Annotated in this window: 2 protein-coding genes; both read right to left on the minus strand. The window is 67.0% G+C overall.

Annotation, left to right across the window (positions count from 1 at the left end):
• Positions 1–21: 21 nt before the first annotated feature.
• Positions 22–12348, minus strand: a complete 12327-nt coding sequence (locus CAG44_RS05085) for a non-ribosomal peptide synthetase (protein WP_085691694.1) — start codon at positions 12346–12348, stop codon at positions 22–24.
• 1 nt (position 12349) lies between these two features.
• Entirely contained in the window at positions 12350–18817 is a 6468-nt protein-coding gene (locus CAG44_RS05090) for a non-ribosomal peptide synthetase (protein WP_085691695.1), read from the minus strand.
• Between the last annotated feature and the right edge of the window lie 99 nt (positions 18818–18916).

An 18916-nucleotide genomic window follows, 5' to 3' on the forward strand; every position in this document is an offset into this window, starting at 1 on the left:
TTTCTGTTGTCCGTGTGCATCTCAAACCGCCTCGAGCTCTGCCATGAAGTCCTGGAGCTCATCCAGGTCTCCGTCGTTTCGGGTACCGAGACTGCCGACCTCTTGTGCAAAGGCCTGCAGGTTCTCTGTCTGGAACAACAACGCGAGTGGCAGGTTCGTACCCAGTTCGATCTGCAGTCGTGCTACCGCCTGGGTTGCCAGCAAGGAGTGGCCCCCCAGCTCGAAGAAGTTGTCGGTAAGAGATACGTTTTCCAGGCCAAGAACTTCAGCCCATACCGCTGCGATCCGCCGCTCAAGCTCCGTTTCCGGCGCCACATGGGCCGCCCGGCGCAGGTTGCCGTCAGGCTGTGGCAGGGCCTTGCGGTCCAGTTTGCCGTTCGGTGTCAGTGGCAGGCGTTCCAACAGCAACAGGTGCGCGGGCACCATGTAGTCCGGCAGGCTGGCCTTCAGCCTGGCGCGCAGGGTGTCAAGCAGCGCCGCCCGGGCTTCCTCGCTGGCAACCGACGCTGCATCGGCTGGCACCACGTAGCCCAGCAGTTGCTTGCCGCCCGGCGCATCCAGCGCCAGTACCACGGCTTCGCGGACTGCGTCCTGTTGTTGCAGGCGCGCCTCGATCTCGCCGAGTTCGATACGGAAGCCGCGAATCTTCACCTGATGGTCGATACGCCCGGCATATTCGATGACCCCGTCGGCGTCATAGCGCGCCAGGTCGCCGGTGCGATACAGGCGGCCACCCTGCCCACCGAACGGGTCGGGGATGAAGCGTTCGGCGGTAAGCCCAGGGCGCGCCAGGTAACCACGCGCCAGGCCCGCACCCGCCATGTACAGCTCCCCCACCACCCCTACCGGCAGCGGCGTTCCGGCCTCGCTCAACAGGTACACGGCACTGTTGGAAAGCGGCCGGCCGATATTGGCCTGGCCACCTTGGGTGCGCAGGGTGAAGGTCGAGTAGGTGGTATCCTCCGAAGGCCCGTACAGGTCGTATACCTTGAGCACATGGCCAGTGCCGTACAGCGCGTCGACCAGCCCCTGCTTGAGGGCCTCACCCGCCAGGTTGATGATGCGTACACCGGACGGCAGCTGGCCGGTTTCATGCAGCACCTTGATGGCCGATGGCACCGTGTTGACCAGGCGTACCTGGTCTTTGGCCGGCAGGTGCGGCAGCTCCAGGGCATTGGCCGCCAGTACCGCATAACCACCCGAGCCCAGGGTCACGAACAGCTCCCAGACCGACAGGTCGAAACAGATCGATGTGGACGCCAACACGCCACACAGGTCCTGCTGGCTGTACACCGACTGCGCCCAGCCGATCATTGCCACGGCATTGCGATGCTCGATCTGGACGCCCTTGGGTTTGCCGGTGGAGCCTGAGGTGTAGATGCAGTACGCCAGGTTGTCCGGCGTGCTCACGCACACCGGGTCGGCCGCTTCGTAGCCGTCGAGCAGCAATTGGTCCACCAGCAGCGTGCGCGCCTGGAAGCTGGCCGGCACACGCTCCAGCAGGTGCGACTGCGACAGCAGCAGGATCGACTGGCTGTCTTCGAGCATGTACACCAGGCGGTCCTGCGGGTAGCCAGGGTCGAGCGGCACGTAGGCGCCGCCCGCCTTGAGAATGGCCATCAGCGCGACCACCATGTCCAGGCCACGCTCCATGGCGACACCTACCAGCACCTCCGGGCCCACGCCAGCCTCGCGCAGTTTGTGGGCCAGCTGGTTGGCCCGCACATTGAGCGCGGCATACGTGAGCGTCTGCTCGCCGTGGATAAGTGCCACTGCACCTGGCGCTGCAACCACCTGCGCCTCGAACAGCTGATGGATACAGCGGTCGGCCGGGTAACTGGCCGCCGTGCGGTTCCAGTCCTGCACGATACGCTGATGCTGTGCGGCATCGAGCAGCGGCAGGTCGCCGAGTGCAGCACACGGGTCACTCACCAGCGCGTCAAGCAGCGTACCGAAGTGATGGGCCAGTTGCTCGATCGCCTCGCTGCTCCAGTGCGCACGGTCATGCCGGTACTGGATAGCCAGGCTGTCGCCAAGGCTCACCAGCACGGTCAGCGGATAGTTGGTCTGCTCGCGCACCTGCACTGGGCCAAACTGCAAGCCACTCGGTGCACCCTGCCGAAGGGCCTCGGACACCGGGTAACTTTCGAACACCACCAGGCTGTCGAACAGGGCTTCACCGCCAAGCCCGGCCCAGCGCTGCACATCGTACAGCGGCGTATGTTCGTATTCACGCATGGCCAGGTTGCTGGCCTGCACCTGCCCGATCCATTGCGCGACGCTTTGCTCGCCTTGCGGTGTACCAACCACCGGCAGGGTGTTGATGAACAAGCCGATCTGCGCCTCCACGCCCGCCAGCTCCGCTGGCCGGCCGGCGACCGTGGCCCCGAAGCAGACCGACGACTGCCCGGTATAGCGCTGCAGCAGCAACAGCCAGGTAGCCTGTACCAAGGTGTTGACGGTGACACGCTGGGCACGGGCAAAGGCTTCAACCCGCTCGGTACGCCCTGCATCGAATGCCTGGTGATGAACGTGATGGCCATGGCCATCAGGCTCACCATTGCGCACGGCCTGGGCCAGGCGCGTCGGCTCGTTGAAGCTGGCCATCTGGCCCTGCCAGAACCGCTCTGCCGCCGCCCCATCCTGGCGCTGCAACCAGGCGATATAGTCACGGTAGCTGCCCGCCGCTGCCACCACAGGTTTACCGGCATGACGCTGCAACACCTCACCCAGCAACTGCGAGGTGCTCCAGCCATCCATCAGGATGTGATGGCAGGTGAAGATCAGGTGATGACGTGCCTGCGCCGTACGCACCAGCACCAGGCGCAACAAGGGTGCCTCGACCAGGTCGAAGCCACGCTGCCGGTCGGCATCCGCCAGGCTGTCCAGCGCCCGCGCCAGCTCATCCTCGGCACGCCAGTCATATTCGCTGAACGGCAGTGTCACCTGCTTGTGCACGACCTGCACCGCCTGGCCCAGGTCCCCCTGCCAGACGAAGCTGCTGCGCAGGATTTCGTGGGCCTGCAAGGCAGCATCCCAGGCCTGCCGGAAGGCTTGTACATCCAGGCCATCCACATCCACGCGCATCTGGTTGATGTAGTTGCCGCTGCCTTGCTCGTAGATGCTGTGGAACAGCATGCCCTGCTGCATCGGCGACAGCGGGTAGACGTCGGCGATCTGCGCCACGGCAACCGGCAGCTGGTCGAGCTGCGCCTGGGTCAGGTCGGCCAACGGGAAGTCGGACGGGGTCAGGCCGCGATGTCCACCCTCACAGCAATGCTCGATTATTTCAGCCAAGGCCCGCTGATAAGCCTGGGCCAGCTGCTCGATGGTTTCGCGGCGATGAATGTCCTGGCTGAAGGTCCACTCCAGGCGTAGCTCGCCGCCATATACCTGACCGTTGACGGTCAACAGGCTGGCCAACGGTGCTTCGGCATCCTGCCTGGCGCCATCGTTCTCCTTGGCGGGGGTGAACAGACCTGCTTCGCCATCGAAGCTGCCGTCGAACTGCCCGAGGTAGTTGAAGACGATCTGGCCTTCAGGCAATGCTGCAAGGGCCTCGCGGCTCGCGGCATCACCGAGGTAGCGCAGCACGCCATAGCCCAGGCCTTTGTCAGGCACGGCGCGCAGCTGTTCCTTGATGGTCTTGATCGAACTTGCCAGGTCTGCCTGCGGGCTCAACTTTACCGGGTACAGGCTGGTGAACCAGCCCACCGTACGCGTCAGGTCGATACCCGCGAACAGGTCTTCACGGCCATGCCCTTCCAGGCGCACCAGCACTTCGGGCTGGTCGCTCCAGCGGCCAACTGCTTGCGCCAGGGCCGTCAGCAGCAGGTCGTTGATCTGCGTGCGATAAGCCACCGAGCAATCCTGCAACAGCCGTCGGGTGCTTGCCACGTCGAGGCGCGTGCTGACCGAAGCCGCATGCTTCAGTTGCCGGCTGCCTTGCGGGTTGTCGCAGGGCAGCATTTCGCTGGCCCCTTGCAACTGCGCCTGCCAGTAGCCCAGTTGCTGTTGCAATGCGGGCGCGGCGGCATAGGTTTGCAAACGCTCGGCCCAGGCTTTGTACGAAGTGGTCTTGGCCGGAAGCTGCAGTGGCTGCCCGGCAGCCAGGGTCTGGTAGGCCTGCTGCAGGTCTTCCAGCAGCACACGCCACGACACACCGTCTACCGCCAGGTGATGGATGACCAAAAGCAGTCGCTGGCTACCGTCAGGCAGCGCAGCGAGCATGGCACGCATCAACGGCCCATGCTCGAGGTCAAGGCTGCGCTGGGCTTCACTGGCGGCTTGCTGCAACTGCTCGACGCTGGCGAAATCGCGATGCCACAGCAACTGGGAGTAGCCTGCATCGGCAAATTCAGCCTGCCAGCCCACCCCATGGCCGAACACGCGCAAACGCAGGGCATCGTGATGTTCGAGCAATGCCTGCAATGCCGCATCGAGCGTCGCCGGCTCCAGCGTTTCACCTGGCGTGAGCAGCACCGACTGGTTCCAGTGATGGCGCACGACAATGGGCTGCTCGAAGAACCAGTGCTGGATCGGCGTGAGCGGCGTCACGCCCGTTACCGCACCCTGATCGATCGATACATTGTCGCCGCGGTTGGCGAGCCGGGCCAGTGCCTGCACCGTCTGGGCCTCGAACAGGTCCTTGGGCGTGAACTGGATATCCACCTGGCGCGCACGGCTGACCACCTGCAGCGAAATGATCGAATCGCCGCCCAGCTCGAAGAAGTTGTCGGTCAGGCCGACCTTCTCCAGCTTCAGCACATCCGCCCAGATCGCCGCGATCTGCTGTTCCAGATCGCTCCGCGGGGCGACGTACTCGCCCTGCAACTGGCTGGCATCCGGCTGCGGCAGGGCCTTGCGGTCCAGCTTGCCGTTCGGCGTCACCGGCAGCTTGCCGAGCAGCAGCAGGTGCGCGGGCACCATGTAGTCCGGCAGGCCGGCCTTGAGCGCCTCGCGCAGGCTGTCGCGCAATGCGCCTTCGTCTTGCGTGCTGTCGACGGGCACCACATAGCCCACCAGCTGCTTGCCGCTTGGCCCGTCCTGGGCCAGCACCACGGCTTCCTGCACACTCGGCAGCTCCAGCAAGCGCGCCTCGATCTCGCCCAGTTCGATGCGCAGGCCGCGGATCTTCACCTGGTGGTCGATGCGCCCGGCATAGTCGATCACACCATCGGCGCGGTAGCGCGCCAGGTCGCCGGTGCGGTACAGGCGGCCGCCGTTGTCGCTGAACGGGTCCGGCACGAAGCGTTCGGCGGTCAGCGCCGGGCGCTGGTGGTAACCACGGGCCAGGCCGACACCACCGAGGTACAGCTCGCCAGCACTGCCGCGCACCGCCGGTTGCAGGCTGCCTTCGAGGATGTGGGTCTTGAGGTTGTCGATCGGCTGGCCGATCGGCACGCTGATGCTTTCGTCCGGCTGGCAGGTCCAATGGGTCACGTCGATCGCCGCTTCGGTCGGGCCGTACAGGTTGTACAGGCCCGCCGCTGGCAGGCGTTGCAGGGTCTGGCGGGCCAGCTCGGCCGGCAACGCTTCACCGCTGCACACCACGCGCTTGAGGCTGACGCAGCTCTCGACCGCTTCGTGGGTCATGAACGCCTGCAGCATCGACGGCACGAAGTGCAGCGTGCTGATGCCGTAATGGTTGATGGTTTCGACCAGCAACTGCGGGTCGCGGTGCGCGCCGGGCTGGGCCACGACCAGGCGCGCGCCGGTCATCAGCGGCCAGAAGAATTCCCACACCGACACGTCGAAGCTGAACGGGGTTTTCTGCAACACGCTGTCGCTGGCGTCCAGGCCGTAGGCCTTCTGCATCCAGCACAGGCGGTTGACCAGCGCCTGATGGCTGTTGCCAGCACCTTTCGGGCGACCGGTGGAGCCGGAGGTGTAGATCACGTAGGCGAGGTTCAGCGGGGCCACGTCGACATTCGGGTTGGCATCGCTGTAGCCGTCGAAATTCTCGGTGTCCAAGTCCAGGCTGCGCAGGCCGGCCGGGATCGGCAGGGTCTCGCACAAGTGCGACTGGGTCAGCAGCAAGGCGATACCGCTGTCCTCGAACATGTAGCTCAGGCGGTCCTGGGGATATTCCGGGTCCAGCGGCACATAGGCGCCGCCGGCCTTCACGATACCCAGCAAGCCGATGACCATCTCCAGGCTGCGCTCCATGGCGATGCCCACCAGCACGTCCGGGCCCACGCCCAGCTCGCGCAGCTTGTGCGCCAGCTGGTTGCTACGGCGGTTGAGCTCGGCATAGCTCAGGGTCTGCTCGCCAAAGGCCAGCGCCGGGGCATCCGGGGTGGCGAACACCTGGGCCTCGATCAGCTGGTGAATGCTGCGCTCGTCCGGGTACGTCGCCTGGGTTTCGTTCCAGCCTTCGACCATCTGTTTCTGTTCTGGCAAGCCCAGCATGGGCAGCTCGCCAATCACCGCGTCAGCATTCTCCGCCAGCGCCTGCAGCAGGTTGGCAAAGTAGCCAGCCAGGCGGCCAACGCTCTCGTCGCTCCACAGCGCACGGTCATGGCTGTACTGCATCGACAGCGTGGTGCCCAGTTCCACCACCAGGGTCAGCGGGTAGTTGGTCTGCTCCTGCACGGCCACGTCGCCGAAGCGCAGGCCACCGGGCGCGCCCTGTTGCAGCGCCTCGGCCACCGGGTAGTTCTCGAACACCAGGATGCTGTCGAACAAGGCGTCACCGCCCTGCCCCGCCCAGCGCTGCACATCGTACAGCGGGGTGTGCTCGAACTCGCGCACGGCCAGGTTGCCGGCCTGCACCTGGCCGATCCACTCGGCCACGGTCTGCTCGGCACGCGGGGCGCCGATCACCGGCAAGGTGTTGATGAACAGGCCGATCTGCTCCTCTACCCCCGGCAGGTCTGCCGGGCGACCGGCGACCGTGGCGCCGAAGCACACGCTGGCCTGGCCGGTGCAGCGTTGCAACAACAGCAGCCAGGCTGATTGCACCAAGGTGTTGACCGTGACCCGGTTGGCCCGGGCGAAGGCTTCGATGCGCGCGGTCTGCTCAGGGTCGAAGGCCAGGCGGTGGTCGCCATGACCGCTACCGCTTGCGCCTGCACTGCCGGCGATGGCCTGGGCCAAGCGGGTCGGCTCGTCCAGGGCCGCAAGCTGGGCTTTCCAGAAGGCTTCGGCAACGGCCGCGTCCTGGCCCTGCAGCCAGGCGATGTAGTCGCGGTAGTGCGTGGCCTGTGCCTGCGGCGCCAGGCCGGCATAGCGCTGCAGCACTTCGCCCAACAGGCGCGAGGTGCTCCAGCCGTCCATGAGGATGTGGTGGTTGGTGTAGATCAGGTGGTGGCGGGTATCGCCCGTGCGTACCAGTACCAGGCGCAGCAGCGGCGCGGCAGCAAGGTCGAAGCCGCGCTGGCGCTCACCCTCGGCCAGGGCCTGCAATGCCTGGTCCAGCGCCGGCTGGCCACGCCAGTCCTGCTCGCTGCACGGCAATTCGACGGCCTTGCGTACCACCTGTACAGCCTGGTCCAGTTCGCCTTGCAAGATGAAACCGCTGCGCAGGATGTCGTGGGCATCGAGCGTGGCCTGCCAGGCCTGGTGGAAACGCTGCACATCCAGCCCATCCACATCCACGCGCAGCTGGTTGATGTAGTTGCCGGCCTGCTGGTCGTAAAGGGTGTGGAACAACATGCCCTGCTGCATGGGTGACAGCGGGTATACATCGGCGATCTGCCCGAGCTCCAGCGGCAGGCTGTCCAGTTGTGCCTGGGTCAGCGCGGCCAGCGGGAAGTCCGACGGCGTCACGCCCTGGTGCCGCGCATCGCAGCAGTGCTCGACCAGCTCTGCCAAGGCCTGCCCGTAGGCCTGGGCCAGCTTCTCGATGGTGGCCGGGTGATGAACGTCGGCGCTGTAGGTCCACTCCAGGAACAGCTCGCCGCCGTACACCTGGCCGGTGATGCTCAGCCAGTTGCCCAGTTGTGCGCCGGCACATTGGGTACGGCCTGCGCTTTCCCCGCTCGGAGTGAACAGGGCGCCGGCCTCGGCATCGAAGCTGGCATCGAACTGGCCCAGGTAGTTGAAGGTGACACGGGCCTGGGCGGCACGCTCGAGCCGGTCACGCACTTCAGCGTCGCCGAAGTAACGCAGCAAGCCGTAGCCGAGGCCTTTGTCCGGCACGCCGCGCAGTTGCTCCTTGATCGCCTTGATCGACTGGCCAAGGTCCTGGCCGGGTGTGAGGCGCACCGGGAACAGGCTGGTGAACCAGCCCACGGTGCGGCTGAGGTCGAGGTCGTCGAACAGGTCTTCGCGGCCATGGCCCTCCAGCAGTACCTGCACGTTGTCCTGTGCGCTCCACTGGCACAGGGTGCGCGCCAGCGCGGTCAGCAGCAGGTCGTTGATCTGCGTGCGGTAGGCCGCCGGGGCCTGTTTCAGCAGCTTGGCGGTGCGCTCGGCATCCAGCCGTGTGGCGGCGGTACGGGCATGGGTATTGGCCAGGCTGCCCTGCGGGTTGTCACGCGGCAGTTCGGCGTGGTCGCCGGCCAGCGCCTGCAGCCAGTAGTCGCGCTGTGCTTGCAATACGGGGCTGCCGGCATGGCTGGTCAGGCGCTCGGCCCAGGTCTTCACCGAGGTGGTCTTGGCGGGCAGGCTCACGGCCTGGCCGTTCAGCAATTGCCGGTAGGCCGCTTGCAGGTCTTCCAGCAACACCCGCCACGACACACCGTCGACCACCAGGTGATGGACCACCAGCAGCAGGCGCTGCTGGCCATCGGCGAAATCGAACAGTTCGGCACGCAGCAGCGGCCCGTGCTCCAGGTTCAGGCTGGCCTGCACCTGGTTGCCGGCGGCGTCCAGCTCATTCAGTGCGGCCAGGTTGCGCTGGCGCAGCAGTGGTGCATTGTCCAGCGGCTGAAAGCGCGCCTGCCACTGGCTTTCGCCACGGCTGAAGCGCAGGCGCAGGGCATCGTGCTGCTCGACCACGGCGCGCAGGGCTGCCTCCAGGTGTTGCACGTGCACCGGGCTGGCCGGCTTGAGCAGCACCGATTGGTTCCAATGCGCCGGCTGGGCGATCTCCATCTCGAAGAAACGCGCCTGGGCCGGCAGCAATGCCAACTCGCCGCTGGTGGCGGTGTCCACGGCTGCGGCCGCAACCGCTTGCTTGGCCTCGATGCGCTTGGCTACCTGGGCCAGCTGGGCGATGGTCTGTTGTTCGAACAACTGCTTGGGGGTGATCCGGATGCCCTGGCGTTTGGCCCGGGCGATGATCTGCAGGCTGAGGATCGAGTCGCCGCCCAGTTCGAAGAAATTGTCGGTGCTGCCGACCTGCTCCAGCTTGAGCACATCGGCCCACACTGCGGCCAGCTTTTCCTCGATATCGCCTTGTGGCGCCACATAGCCACGGCTGACCGCGCCTGGTGCCGGCAAGGCACGCTTGTCGAGCTTGCCGTTGGCGGTCAATGGCAGGCGCTCCAACAGCAGTATCTGCGCCGGCACCATGTAGTCCGGCAGGCGTGCCTGCAATTGCGCCTGCAGTTGCTGCACGGTCACACCGGCGTCGGCCACACCGTAGGCCACCAGCTGCAAGCGCTCGGTATCGCCCTCCAGTGGCAAGGCCAGTACCACGGCCTCGCTGACACCGGGCAGGCCGGCCAGCACCCGGCCGACTTCACCTGGCTCCACGCGATAGCCACGGATCTTCACCTGGTCGTCGGCACGGCCGATGAACTCGACCAGGCCATCGGCAGTCAGCCGCGCGCGATCACCGGTGCGGTACAGGCGGGCACCACCCTCGGTGGGCACGAAGCGTTCGGCGGTCAACGCTGGCTGGCCCAGGTAGCCCTGGGCGACGCCTTGCCCGCCCAGGTAAAGCTCACCAGGCACCTGCGCCGCCAACGGGTTGAGGTAGCCATCCAGCACCTGGGCGCAGGCGTTGCCCAGCGGGCGCCCGACCGGTACCGTGCGGCAACCTGGCAGTGGCTGCCCCGGCTCGAAGGTGAGCACGCCGACAGTGGTTTCGGTCGGGCCGTAGTGGTTGATGACCCGGCAAGCCGGGCGCAGTTCGCGGATTTTTTCCAACAGGCCCCAGCTGCATGCCTCACCACCCAGGATCAATGCCTCGGCGGGCAGCACATCGGCGGCGCGGGCCGCTTGCAGCAAGCCTTGCAGGTGGCTCGGCACCAGCTTGAGCACGCCGACCTGGTGCTGCGCCATGTAGCTGGCGAAGCCATCCGGGTCGAACGCAAGTTCCTGTGGCAGCAGGTGCAGCAGGCGGCCCGAAGCCAAGGCACCGAACAGCACGGTGTGGCCCAGGTCGGCCGCGGTGGTGGACACCATCGCCATGCTCGCTGCGGCCGGCAGTTGCAGGCGCTCCAGCACCGCCTGGGTGTAACTGGCCAGCGCCCCGTGGCTGACCACCACGCCTTTCGGCTGGCCGGTCGAGCCCGAGGTGTAGATCAGATAGGCCGGTTGTTCGGCGGCGATGGCCACCTCGACCGGGCTGTCGCTGCAGGTTGCCCAGGCGGTGTGATCGCAGGCAATCAACTGCACGCCGTCCAGGCCGGCGAAGCGCTGGTCGCCCGGCTCATGCAGGAGTATGGCGGCGCCACTGTCGGCAATCAGTTGTTGCAGGCGCTCCTGCGGCTGCTGGGTGTCCAGCGGCAGGTAGGCGGCGCCGGTCTTGAGCACCGCGAGCAAGGCGCCGATCCACTCGATGGAGCGCGGCAGGCACAGGGCGACGATGCTGCCGGCCCCGACGCCGTGCTGGCGCAGGTAATCGGCCAGGCGGTTGGACGCCGCCTCCAGCCCGGCCTGGGTCATGAACCGGTCACCAGCACGCACACCGGCGTGGGCCTGGCCTTGCGCCATTGCCTGGCGCCACAAAGCGAGGAAGTTGCGGTGCGGGTAGGCCTGCGTGGCCGCCGGCAGCAGCGTCGCCACTTGCGGGCTGTCGACGATCGCCTGCTGCGGGTCACGGATCAGCGCATCCAGCACCTGGCGCAGCGAAGCGGCCATGCGTTCGATGGTGGCCTGCTCGAACAGGTCGGTGGCATAGGTGAAGTAGCCTTCGATGCCGTCGGCCTTGTCGGAGAAGTCGAACGCCAGGTCGAAGCGGGCATCGCCGCCGTCACGGGCAAAGCCTTCCACCTCCAGCGCGCCCAGGCGCTTGCGCCCTGCATCGCTGGCTGCCACGTGCTGGTTGATCTTGAACTGGAACAGCGGGTTGTGGGCCAGGTTGCGCTCGGGCAGCAAGGCATCGACCAGGTGCTCGAACGGCAGTTCCTGGTGCGACTGGGCGCCGCCGATCACGTCTTTTACCTGCTCCAGCAACGCGGCGAAGGTGGCGCGCTCGTCTACCTGCACGCGCAGCACCTGGGTGTTGATGAAGAAGCCGATCAGGCCTTCCAGCTCCTTGCGGTTGCGCCCGGCGTTCGGGGCGCCGATGCGGATGTCGGCCTGGCCGCTGTAGCGCGACAGCACCACCGCCATGGCCGCCAGTACCAGCACGAACAACGTGTGGCCACCCTTGCGCGCCTGGCTGCGCAGGGCCTCGGCCTGTTCGGCGCCGATGTCCACGCGCACCACCGCGCCACGCTGGCTGGGCGTGGCCGGGCGCTCGAAGTCCAGCGGCAGGCTCAGCACCGGCTGCTCGTCGCCCAGCTGGGCCTGCCAGTAGGCCAGCTGGCGCTGCGCTTCACCGGCCTCGAGCCAGGCGCGCTGCCAAATGGCGTAGTCGGCGTACTGGATCGGCAAGGCCGGCAACTCGGCCTGCCGGCCTTCGGCCAGGGCGCTGTACAGCTGGATGAATTCCTGCACCAGCACATCGCTGGACCAGCCGTCGGAGATGATGTGGTGCATGCTCAGCGCCAGCACGTGGTGATCGGCGGCCACGCGCAGCAGGGTCACCCGCAGCAGCGGGCCGGCCAGCAGGTCGAAGGGCTGCTTGAGGGCGGCGTCCACGGCCACGCTCAGCGCTGCCTCGTCGGCGGCACCGTCGAACATCACCCGTTCCAGCGCCAGCGGGCAGTGCTCGAGGATTTCCTGGTAGAACTCGCCCTCCTCCGAGGCGAAGCGCGTGCGCAGCGATTCGTGGCGTTGCACCAGCGCATCCAGCGCCTGTTGCAGCACCGCCTGGTCCAGCGCGCCCTTCAGGCGTACCGCCATCGGCACGTTGTAGGCCGGGCTGTCGGGCTCCAGCTGCCAGAGAAACAGCAGGCGTTGCTGGGCGTACGACAGCGGAATACGCGCCAGGCCCTGGCGCGCGGGCACGATGGGCAGCAGGCGGAAGCTCTGCCCGGTGGCCTGCATCTTTTCCAGGATCTGCTGGCGTTGCTCCACGGGGAGGCCAACGAAACGTTGGGCGATGCGTTGTGCGGCAGTGAGTTCCATGTCAGGCCTCTGTGAATGCATTCATCATTTGTTCGATATCGCTCAGGCCATCGTCGGAGAGCGACAGGCCCTGCTCGTCCAGTGCCTGGGCGAACGCGCGTAGTTCGGGGTGGCTGAAGATCAGCCGCAGGGGTATGTCCAGCCCCAGCTCGACGTTGATCCGCGACACCGCCTGGGCCGCCAGCAAGGAGTGGCCGCCCAGCTCAAAGAAGTTGTCGTTCAGGCCGACCCGGGCAACGTTCAGCAACTGCGCCCAGATGTTCGCCAGCTGCTGCTGCCGCTCGCTCTGCGGCGCCTGGTAGTCATGCTGTGGCTGGTTCGGGTCGGGCAGCGGCAAGGCCTTGCGGTCGAGTTTGCCGCTGGGGGTCAGTGGCATGCTCGGCAGGGTCACCAGGTAGACCGGGATCATGTAGTCCGGCAGGCTGGCCTTGAGGTACTGCTTCAGGGCCTGGCGCAGATCGCCGCGGTAACCTTCGGCCGGCACCGCATAGGCGCACAGCTGCTTGCCACTGGGCAGGTCGATGGCCAGCACGGTGGCTTCGCGAACGTCCGGGTGCGCCCGCAGGTACTGCTCGATCTCGCCCAGCTCGATACGGAAGCCGCGCACCTTCACCTGGTGGTCGACCCGGCCGCGATAGGCCAGCTGGCCGTTTTCGTCGTAGCAGCCGAGGTCGCCGGTGCGGTACAGGCGGCCACCGCCAACCGGGTCGAACGGGTCGGGGATGAAGCGCTCGGCGGTGAGTGACGGCCGCTGGTGATAACCGCGCGCCAGGCACCCTGCCCCGCCGATGAACAGCTCGCCGGGCACGCCCACCGGTGTCGGCGCCAGGCCATCGTCCAAGGCATGCAGGGTACGCCCCGGCAAGGCACGCCCGATCGGCACGCCGCCCTGGCTGATCTGCTCCACGGTCATCTGCGAGCAGTCGTAGGTGGTGGCGACCACGGTGGCTTCGGTCGGGCCGTAGGTGTTCAGCAGGCGCACCGCTGGCGGGCCGTCGGCCAGCCAGGCGCGCAGGGCATCTTCCGGTACCGCCTCTCCCCCCACGTGAATCTGCTTCAGCCGGCCATAGGCCTCGGGGGCGCGGCGCTCCAGCGCCAGCAGGCGCCAGTAGGCCGCCGGCAGGTCGGCCACGGTCACGCCGTGGCGGTTGATCTCGTCCAGCAGGGTGGCGGTGTCCCACAGCCGCAGGTCGCGCAGCACCACACAGGCGCCCTGGGCCAGCGGCGGGAAGAACTGCTCGATGAAGCCATCGAAGCTGATCGTGGCGAACTGCAGCACGCGATCGCCCGGGGTGAGGCGCGAATAGTCGCCGGCCACCTGGCAGAACAGCGACAGGGCCTGGTGGTCGATGGCCACGCCCTTGGGCATGCCGGTGGAGCCGGAGGTGTAGATGACGTAGGCGAGGTTGTGCAGCGCCGCCAGGTTGGCCAGCGGTTCGGCGGGCCAGGCGTGCAGCCACTCGGTGCCCGGCTCCAGTACCACGCAGGGCAGTTGCTTGCCCAGTTGCAGGCGCTCACGCGAAGGCGCATCGGCCAGCAGCAGGCCGATATTGCTGTCCTCGACCATGTAGGCCAGGCGTTCTTGCGGGTAGTCCGGGTCCAGCGGCACATAGGCGCCACCCGCCTTGTGAATGGCGATCAGCGCCAGGGCCATGCCCAGGCCGCGCTCGACAGCCACGCCAACCAGGCAGTCCGGCCCCACGCCCAGCGCCCGCAGGCGGTGGGCCAGCTGGTTGCTGCTGCGGTCCAGTTCGGCGTAGGTCATCTGCTGGTCGTCGAAGATCAGCGCCAGCGCATCCGGCCGCTCGTGGGCCTGGAGTGACAGCAGTTGGTGCGCGCACAAGCCGCTGCCAGCCTGGGGCGCCGGGTTCCAGCCGTGGGTCAGCTGCTGGCGTTCGGCACTGCCAAGGAAGTCCAGCTCGGCAATGCAGCGCTGTGGCTCGGCGCAAATGGCTTCCAGCAGTGCTTGCCAATGCCCGGCCATGCGCTCGATACGTGCGGCATCGAACAGGTCGGTGGAATAGTTGAACGAGGCAGTCACGCCGTCGGAGCGCTCCAGGGTATTGAGCGAAATGTCGTACTGCGCGCCCGGCTCCAGCAGGTCCACTTCCTTGACCTGCAGGCCGTGCAGGGCATCGCTGGATACCTGCTCGCCAAGGTCGCGCAGGTGGTTGTACAGCACCTGGAAGAACGGGTTCACACCTTGGCCACGGTCGGGGTACAGCGCCTCGGCTACCTCGAGGAACGGCACGTCCTTGTTGGCCTGGGCCTGCAAGGTGGTTTCCTTGATTGCCGCCAGCAACTGCGGGAAAGGCTGGCTGCCATCGACACTGATACGGGCCACCACCACGTTGATGAAGAAGCCGATCAGCCCTTCCAGCTCCAGGCGGTTGCGGTTGGTGACCGGCACGCCGATGTTGAGCGTGCCCTTGCGGCTGTAGCGCGAAAGCACGATGGCATAGGCCGCCAGGAACACATGGAACAACGTGGCGTTGGATGCCACCGCCAGTGCCCGCAGGCGCTCGGTGAGGGCCTGTGGCAGGCGCACGTCGAAGCGGCTGCCCTGGTAGCTTTTGACCTGCGGGCGAATGCGGTCGGCAGGCAGTTCCAGCACTTCGAAGTCGTCTTCCAGGCGGGCCTTCCAGTAGTCGATCTGCGCCTGCATCTGCCCCTCGGCCAGCCACTTGCGCTGCCAGGCGGCGAAGTCGGCGTACTGCACCGGCAGTGGCTCGATGGTTTGCGCCTGGCCCGTGGCGGCGGCGTTGTAGGCGGCGGCGAACTCGCGCACCAGCAGGCTCATCGACCAGCCATCGGAGACGATATGGTGCAAGGTCAGCGACAGCAGGTGCTCCTGCGCATGCACCTTGAACAGCCGTGCGCGCAGCAGCGGGCCGTGCTCCAGGTCGAACGGGACGAAGGCTTCGGCTTCCAGCTTGCGCATCTGCGCGGCGTGGTCCTGGCCGCTGAGGTCTTCGAAACCGATCGGTACCGTGGCGGCCGGCAGGATGCGCTGCCAGGGCAGGCCGTCGGCCTCGACGAACACCGTGCGCAACGATTCGTGGCGGGTTACCAAGGCATCCAGCGCAGCCTGCACGGCGCAGTGGTCGAGGTGGCCCTGCATGCGCACGGCCATCGGCGTGTTGTAGGCCAGGCTTTCGGGGTTGAGCTTCCAGAACAGCCACTGGCGGTTTTGCGAGCGGGACACCGGCAGCGGTTGCTGGCGGTCGAGGATCTCGATGTCCAGGCCTGCGCCCTGCTCGCCTTCGGCCACTGCCTGGGCAAAGGCCTGCAGGTCGACGGTGTCGAACAGGCTGCGCAGCGGAATATCCACGCCCAGCTGCTTGCGTATCCGCGATACCGCCTGGGTGGCCAGCAGCGAATGGCCGCCAAGGGCAAAGAAGTTGTCACCCAGGCCTACCTGCGGTACTTGCAGGACTTGCGCCCAGATCTGCGCCAATTGCGTTTGCAGCGGGGTCTGCGGCGCTTGATAGGCCACCTGGGTGGCGACGGGTTCCGGCAGCGCCTTGACGTCGACCTTGCCGTTGACCGTGACCGGCAGGTGCTCCAGCACTATCAGGTGGGTCGGCACCATGTGCTCGGGCAGCAGGCTCTTGAGGCTGGCGCGGACCGACTCCTGCCAGGCCAGGCTGTCGGCCGGCATCTGGCTGGGCACCAGCCAGGCAGCCAGTTGCAGTTGCGGCGCCTGGCCATGCACGCGCACCAGGGCATTGGCGACACCGCCCAGGGCACGCAGCTGGTTTTCGATTTCGGCCAGTTCCACGCGATAGCCACGGACCTTCACCTGGCCATCCATGCGCCCGGCGAACTGCAGGTCGCTACCTTGGCGAACCCAGTCACCGCTGCGGTACAGGCGCTGGCCGTGGCTGCCGTTCGGGTCGGGGACGAAGCGCTCGGCGGTGAGTGCCGGGCGGTTCAGGTAGCCGCGGGCCAGGCCGGCGCCACCGATGTACAGCTCGCCCTTGGCTTTGGCCGGCAGGGGTTGCAGGCAGCGATCGAGCACCGCGACGTGGGTGTAGGCCAGGGGCTGGCCGAGGCTGGCCTGCCCGTTCAGTTCGGCGACCAGCACACCGACGGTGGTTTCGGTCGGGCCGTAGTGGTTGAACACCTTGAGCGCAGGGGCCAGGTTGCGGACCTTGTCCAACAGGCTCGGGCTGATGGCCTCGCCGCCGAGCACCAGGCACTGTGCCGGCAGCGCCGAGCGGCCGGCCACCAACATGGCTTCCAGGTGCGACGGTACGATCTTCAGCGCGTCTACCTGATGCTCGGCCAGGTAGGCGGCGAAGCCTTCGGCATCCAGCACCTGCTCGCGTAGCAGCAAATGCAGGGTATGGCCGCCGCACAAGGCACCGAACAGCATGGTGTGGCCGAGGTCGGCAGCCGGGGTCGAGACCTGGGCCATGCTGCGGATACGCTCGACCGGCAGGCGCGCGGCGATGCCTTCGACGTAGTTGGCCAGGGCGCCGTGGCTGACCGCCACACCCTTGGGCTGGCCGGTGGTGCCGGAGGTGTAGATCACGTAGGCCAGGTTGGCCGGCGCCGGTTCGATACGGGCGGCGCTGCCGTTGCCAGTTTGCGCCCAGTCCAGGCGCTGCACGCCTTCGGGCAGTTCGGCTTGCCAGTTGCCGGGCGCCAGTACCAGGCGCGTGCCGCTGTCGGCAAGCATGTAGGCCAAGCGCTCGGCCGGCTGCTCGGGCTCCAGTGGCAGGTAGGCGCCACCGGCCTTGAGCACGCCGAGGATACCGGCAAGCATGCCAACACTGCGGTCGGCCAGCACGCCGACCAGTGTGTCCGGCCCTGCTCCGGCTTCCACCAGCCGGCCTGCAATGGCCTCGGCGCGGGCATCGAGTTCGGCGAAGCTGGCCTGCTCGCCCGCAGCCATCACCGCCGTGCGTTCAGGGTGGCGGCTGGCGGCGGCGGCAAAGCGCTGGTGGACCAGCAGCGTTGCGTCAGCCTTCGCAGGCGCGCCAATGGCAGGGGCCAAGCCTGGCAATGGCAGCTCGCCGACTGCGCCACCCGCTTCGTCGGCCAATGCCTGCACCAGGGCCAGCCACTGCTCGCCAAGGGCTTCGACGGTGGCCGTATCGAACACGTCGGTCGCATAGGTGAACGCTGCGTGCAGCTGCCCCGCTCGCTCATGGGTGTCCAGCGCGAGGTCGAAGCGGGCGCTGTGCTTTGCCAGCACGACAGGCGCCAGGCTCAGGCCGGAGCGGGTCTCGATGGCCTGCACATCCGCCACCTGTGCCTGGTGGTTGAACAGCACGCGGAACAGCGGGCTCTCGCTGCTGCGCGGCAGGTCCAGGGCTTCGACCAGTTGCTCGAACGGCAGGTCCTGGTGGCTTTGCGCGCCTACGGCGGTTTCGCGCACGCGCTGGAGCAGGCCGGTGATGTCCAGCAGCGGGTCGATTTCGGTGTGCAGTACCTGGGTATTGATGAAGCAGCCGATCAGCCCTTGGCTTTCGGAGCGGTTGCGGTTGGCGATGGGCACGCCGACACGGATCGCCGACTGGCCGCTGTAGCGCTGCAGCAGCAGCTTGAAGGCGGCCAGCAGGACCATGAACAGGGTGACGTTATGCTTGCGTGCCAGGCCGCGCAGCCGTTCGGCGACATCTGCAGCGATGGGGAACTCGTGACGCGCGCCGCGATAGCTGGGGCGGCCCTGGCGGCTGCGGTCCAGTGGCAGCTCCAGCGGCGAATGGTCGTCGCCCAGGCGCGCCTGCCAGTAGGCCAGCTGGCGCTCCTGCTCACCAGCCTGGAGCCAGCTGCGCTGCCACAGGGCGTAGTCGCGGTACTGGATCGGCAGCGGTTCCAGGCGGGCTTCGCTGCCGGCCACGGCGGCGTCGTACAGGTACAGGAATTCGTCGATCAGTACGTTCATCGACCAGCCGTCGGCGACGATGTGGTGCAGGGTGAGCAGCAGGATGTGCTCCTGTGCCGCCAGTTGCAGCAGGCGCACCCGCAACAGCGGGCCGCTGGCCAGGTCGAAGGGGGCCAGGGCTTCGGCTTCGGCGATGGTTTCGATGGCGGCCTGACGGGCGCCTTCGTCCAGGCCGGCCAGGGCATCCTGGTGCAGCTGCAACGGGGCGGCACTGGCATCGACCTGCTGGCGCACGTCATCGCCGTCGGCGACGAAGCGGGTGCGCAGGGTTTCGTGGCGGGCCACCAGGGCATCGAAGGCGTGCTGCAGGGCTGCCAGGTCCAGCGGGCCAGTCAGGCGCACGGCCATGGGCAGGTTGTACGCCGCACCTTGCGGGTCGAGCTGCCAGAGGAACCACATGCGCCGCTGGGCGTACGACAGCTGGTCACGCTCGGCCACCTCCACCCCGGGCGCAATCGGCAGCACGGAAAAATCCATGCCCTCGCCCTGCAGCGCCTTGAGGAACAGGCGGCGCTTGTCGGGGCTGAGTTCGATGAAGCGGCGGGCGAGCTTGAGCGTTTGGTCGGCATTCATGTCGAGCGGTGTCCTGGCAGTCGAGCGGTAACTGTCAGACGAAGGTGTGGGGGGGTGATTTAGTGTGTATGGCACCGGCTGCGCCGGTGATCGCCGGCA

This window comes from Pseudomonas sp. B13(2017) (genome assembly GCF_002113245.1).
Lineage (GTDB): Bacteria > Pseudomonadota > Gammaproteobacteria > Pseudomonadales > Pseudomonadaceae > Aquipseudomonas > Aquipseudomonas putida_Z.

Bases quoted from the DNA above. Each gene is read 5' to 3' on its own strand.
- CAG44_RS05085 (WP_085691694.1), bottom strand. From the start codon at position 12,348: ATGGAACTCACTGCCGCACAACGCATCGCCCAACGTTTCGTTGGCCTC.
- CAG44_RS05090 (WP_085691695.1), bottom strand. From the start codon at position 18,817: ATGAATGCCGACCAAACGCTCAAGCTCGCCCGCCGCTTCATCGAACTC.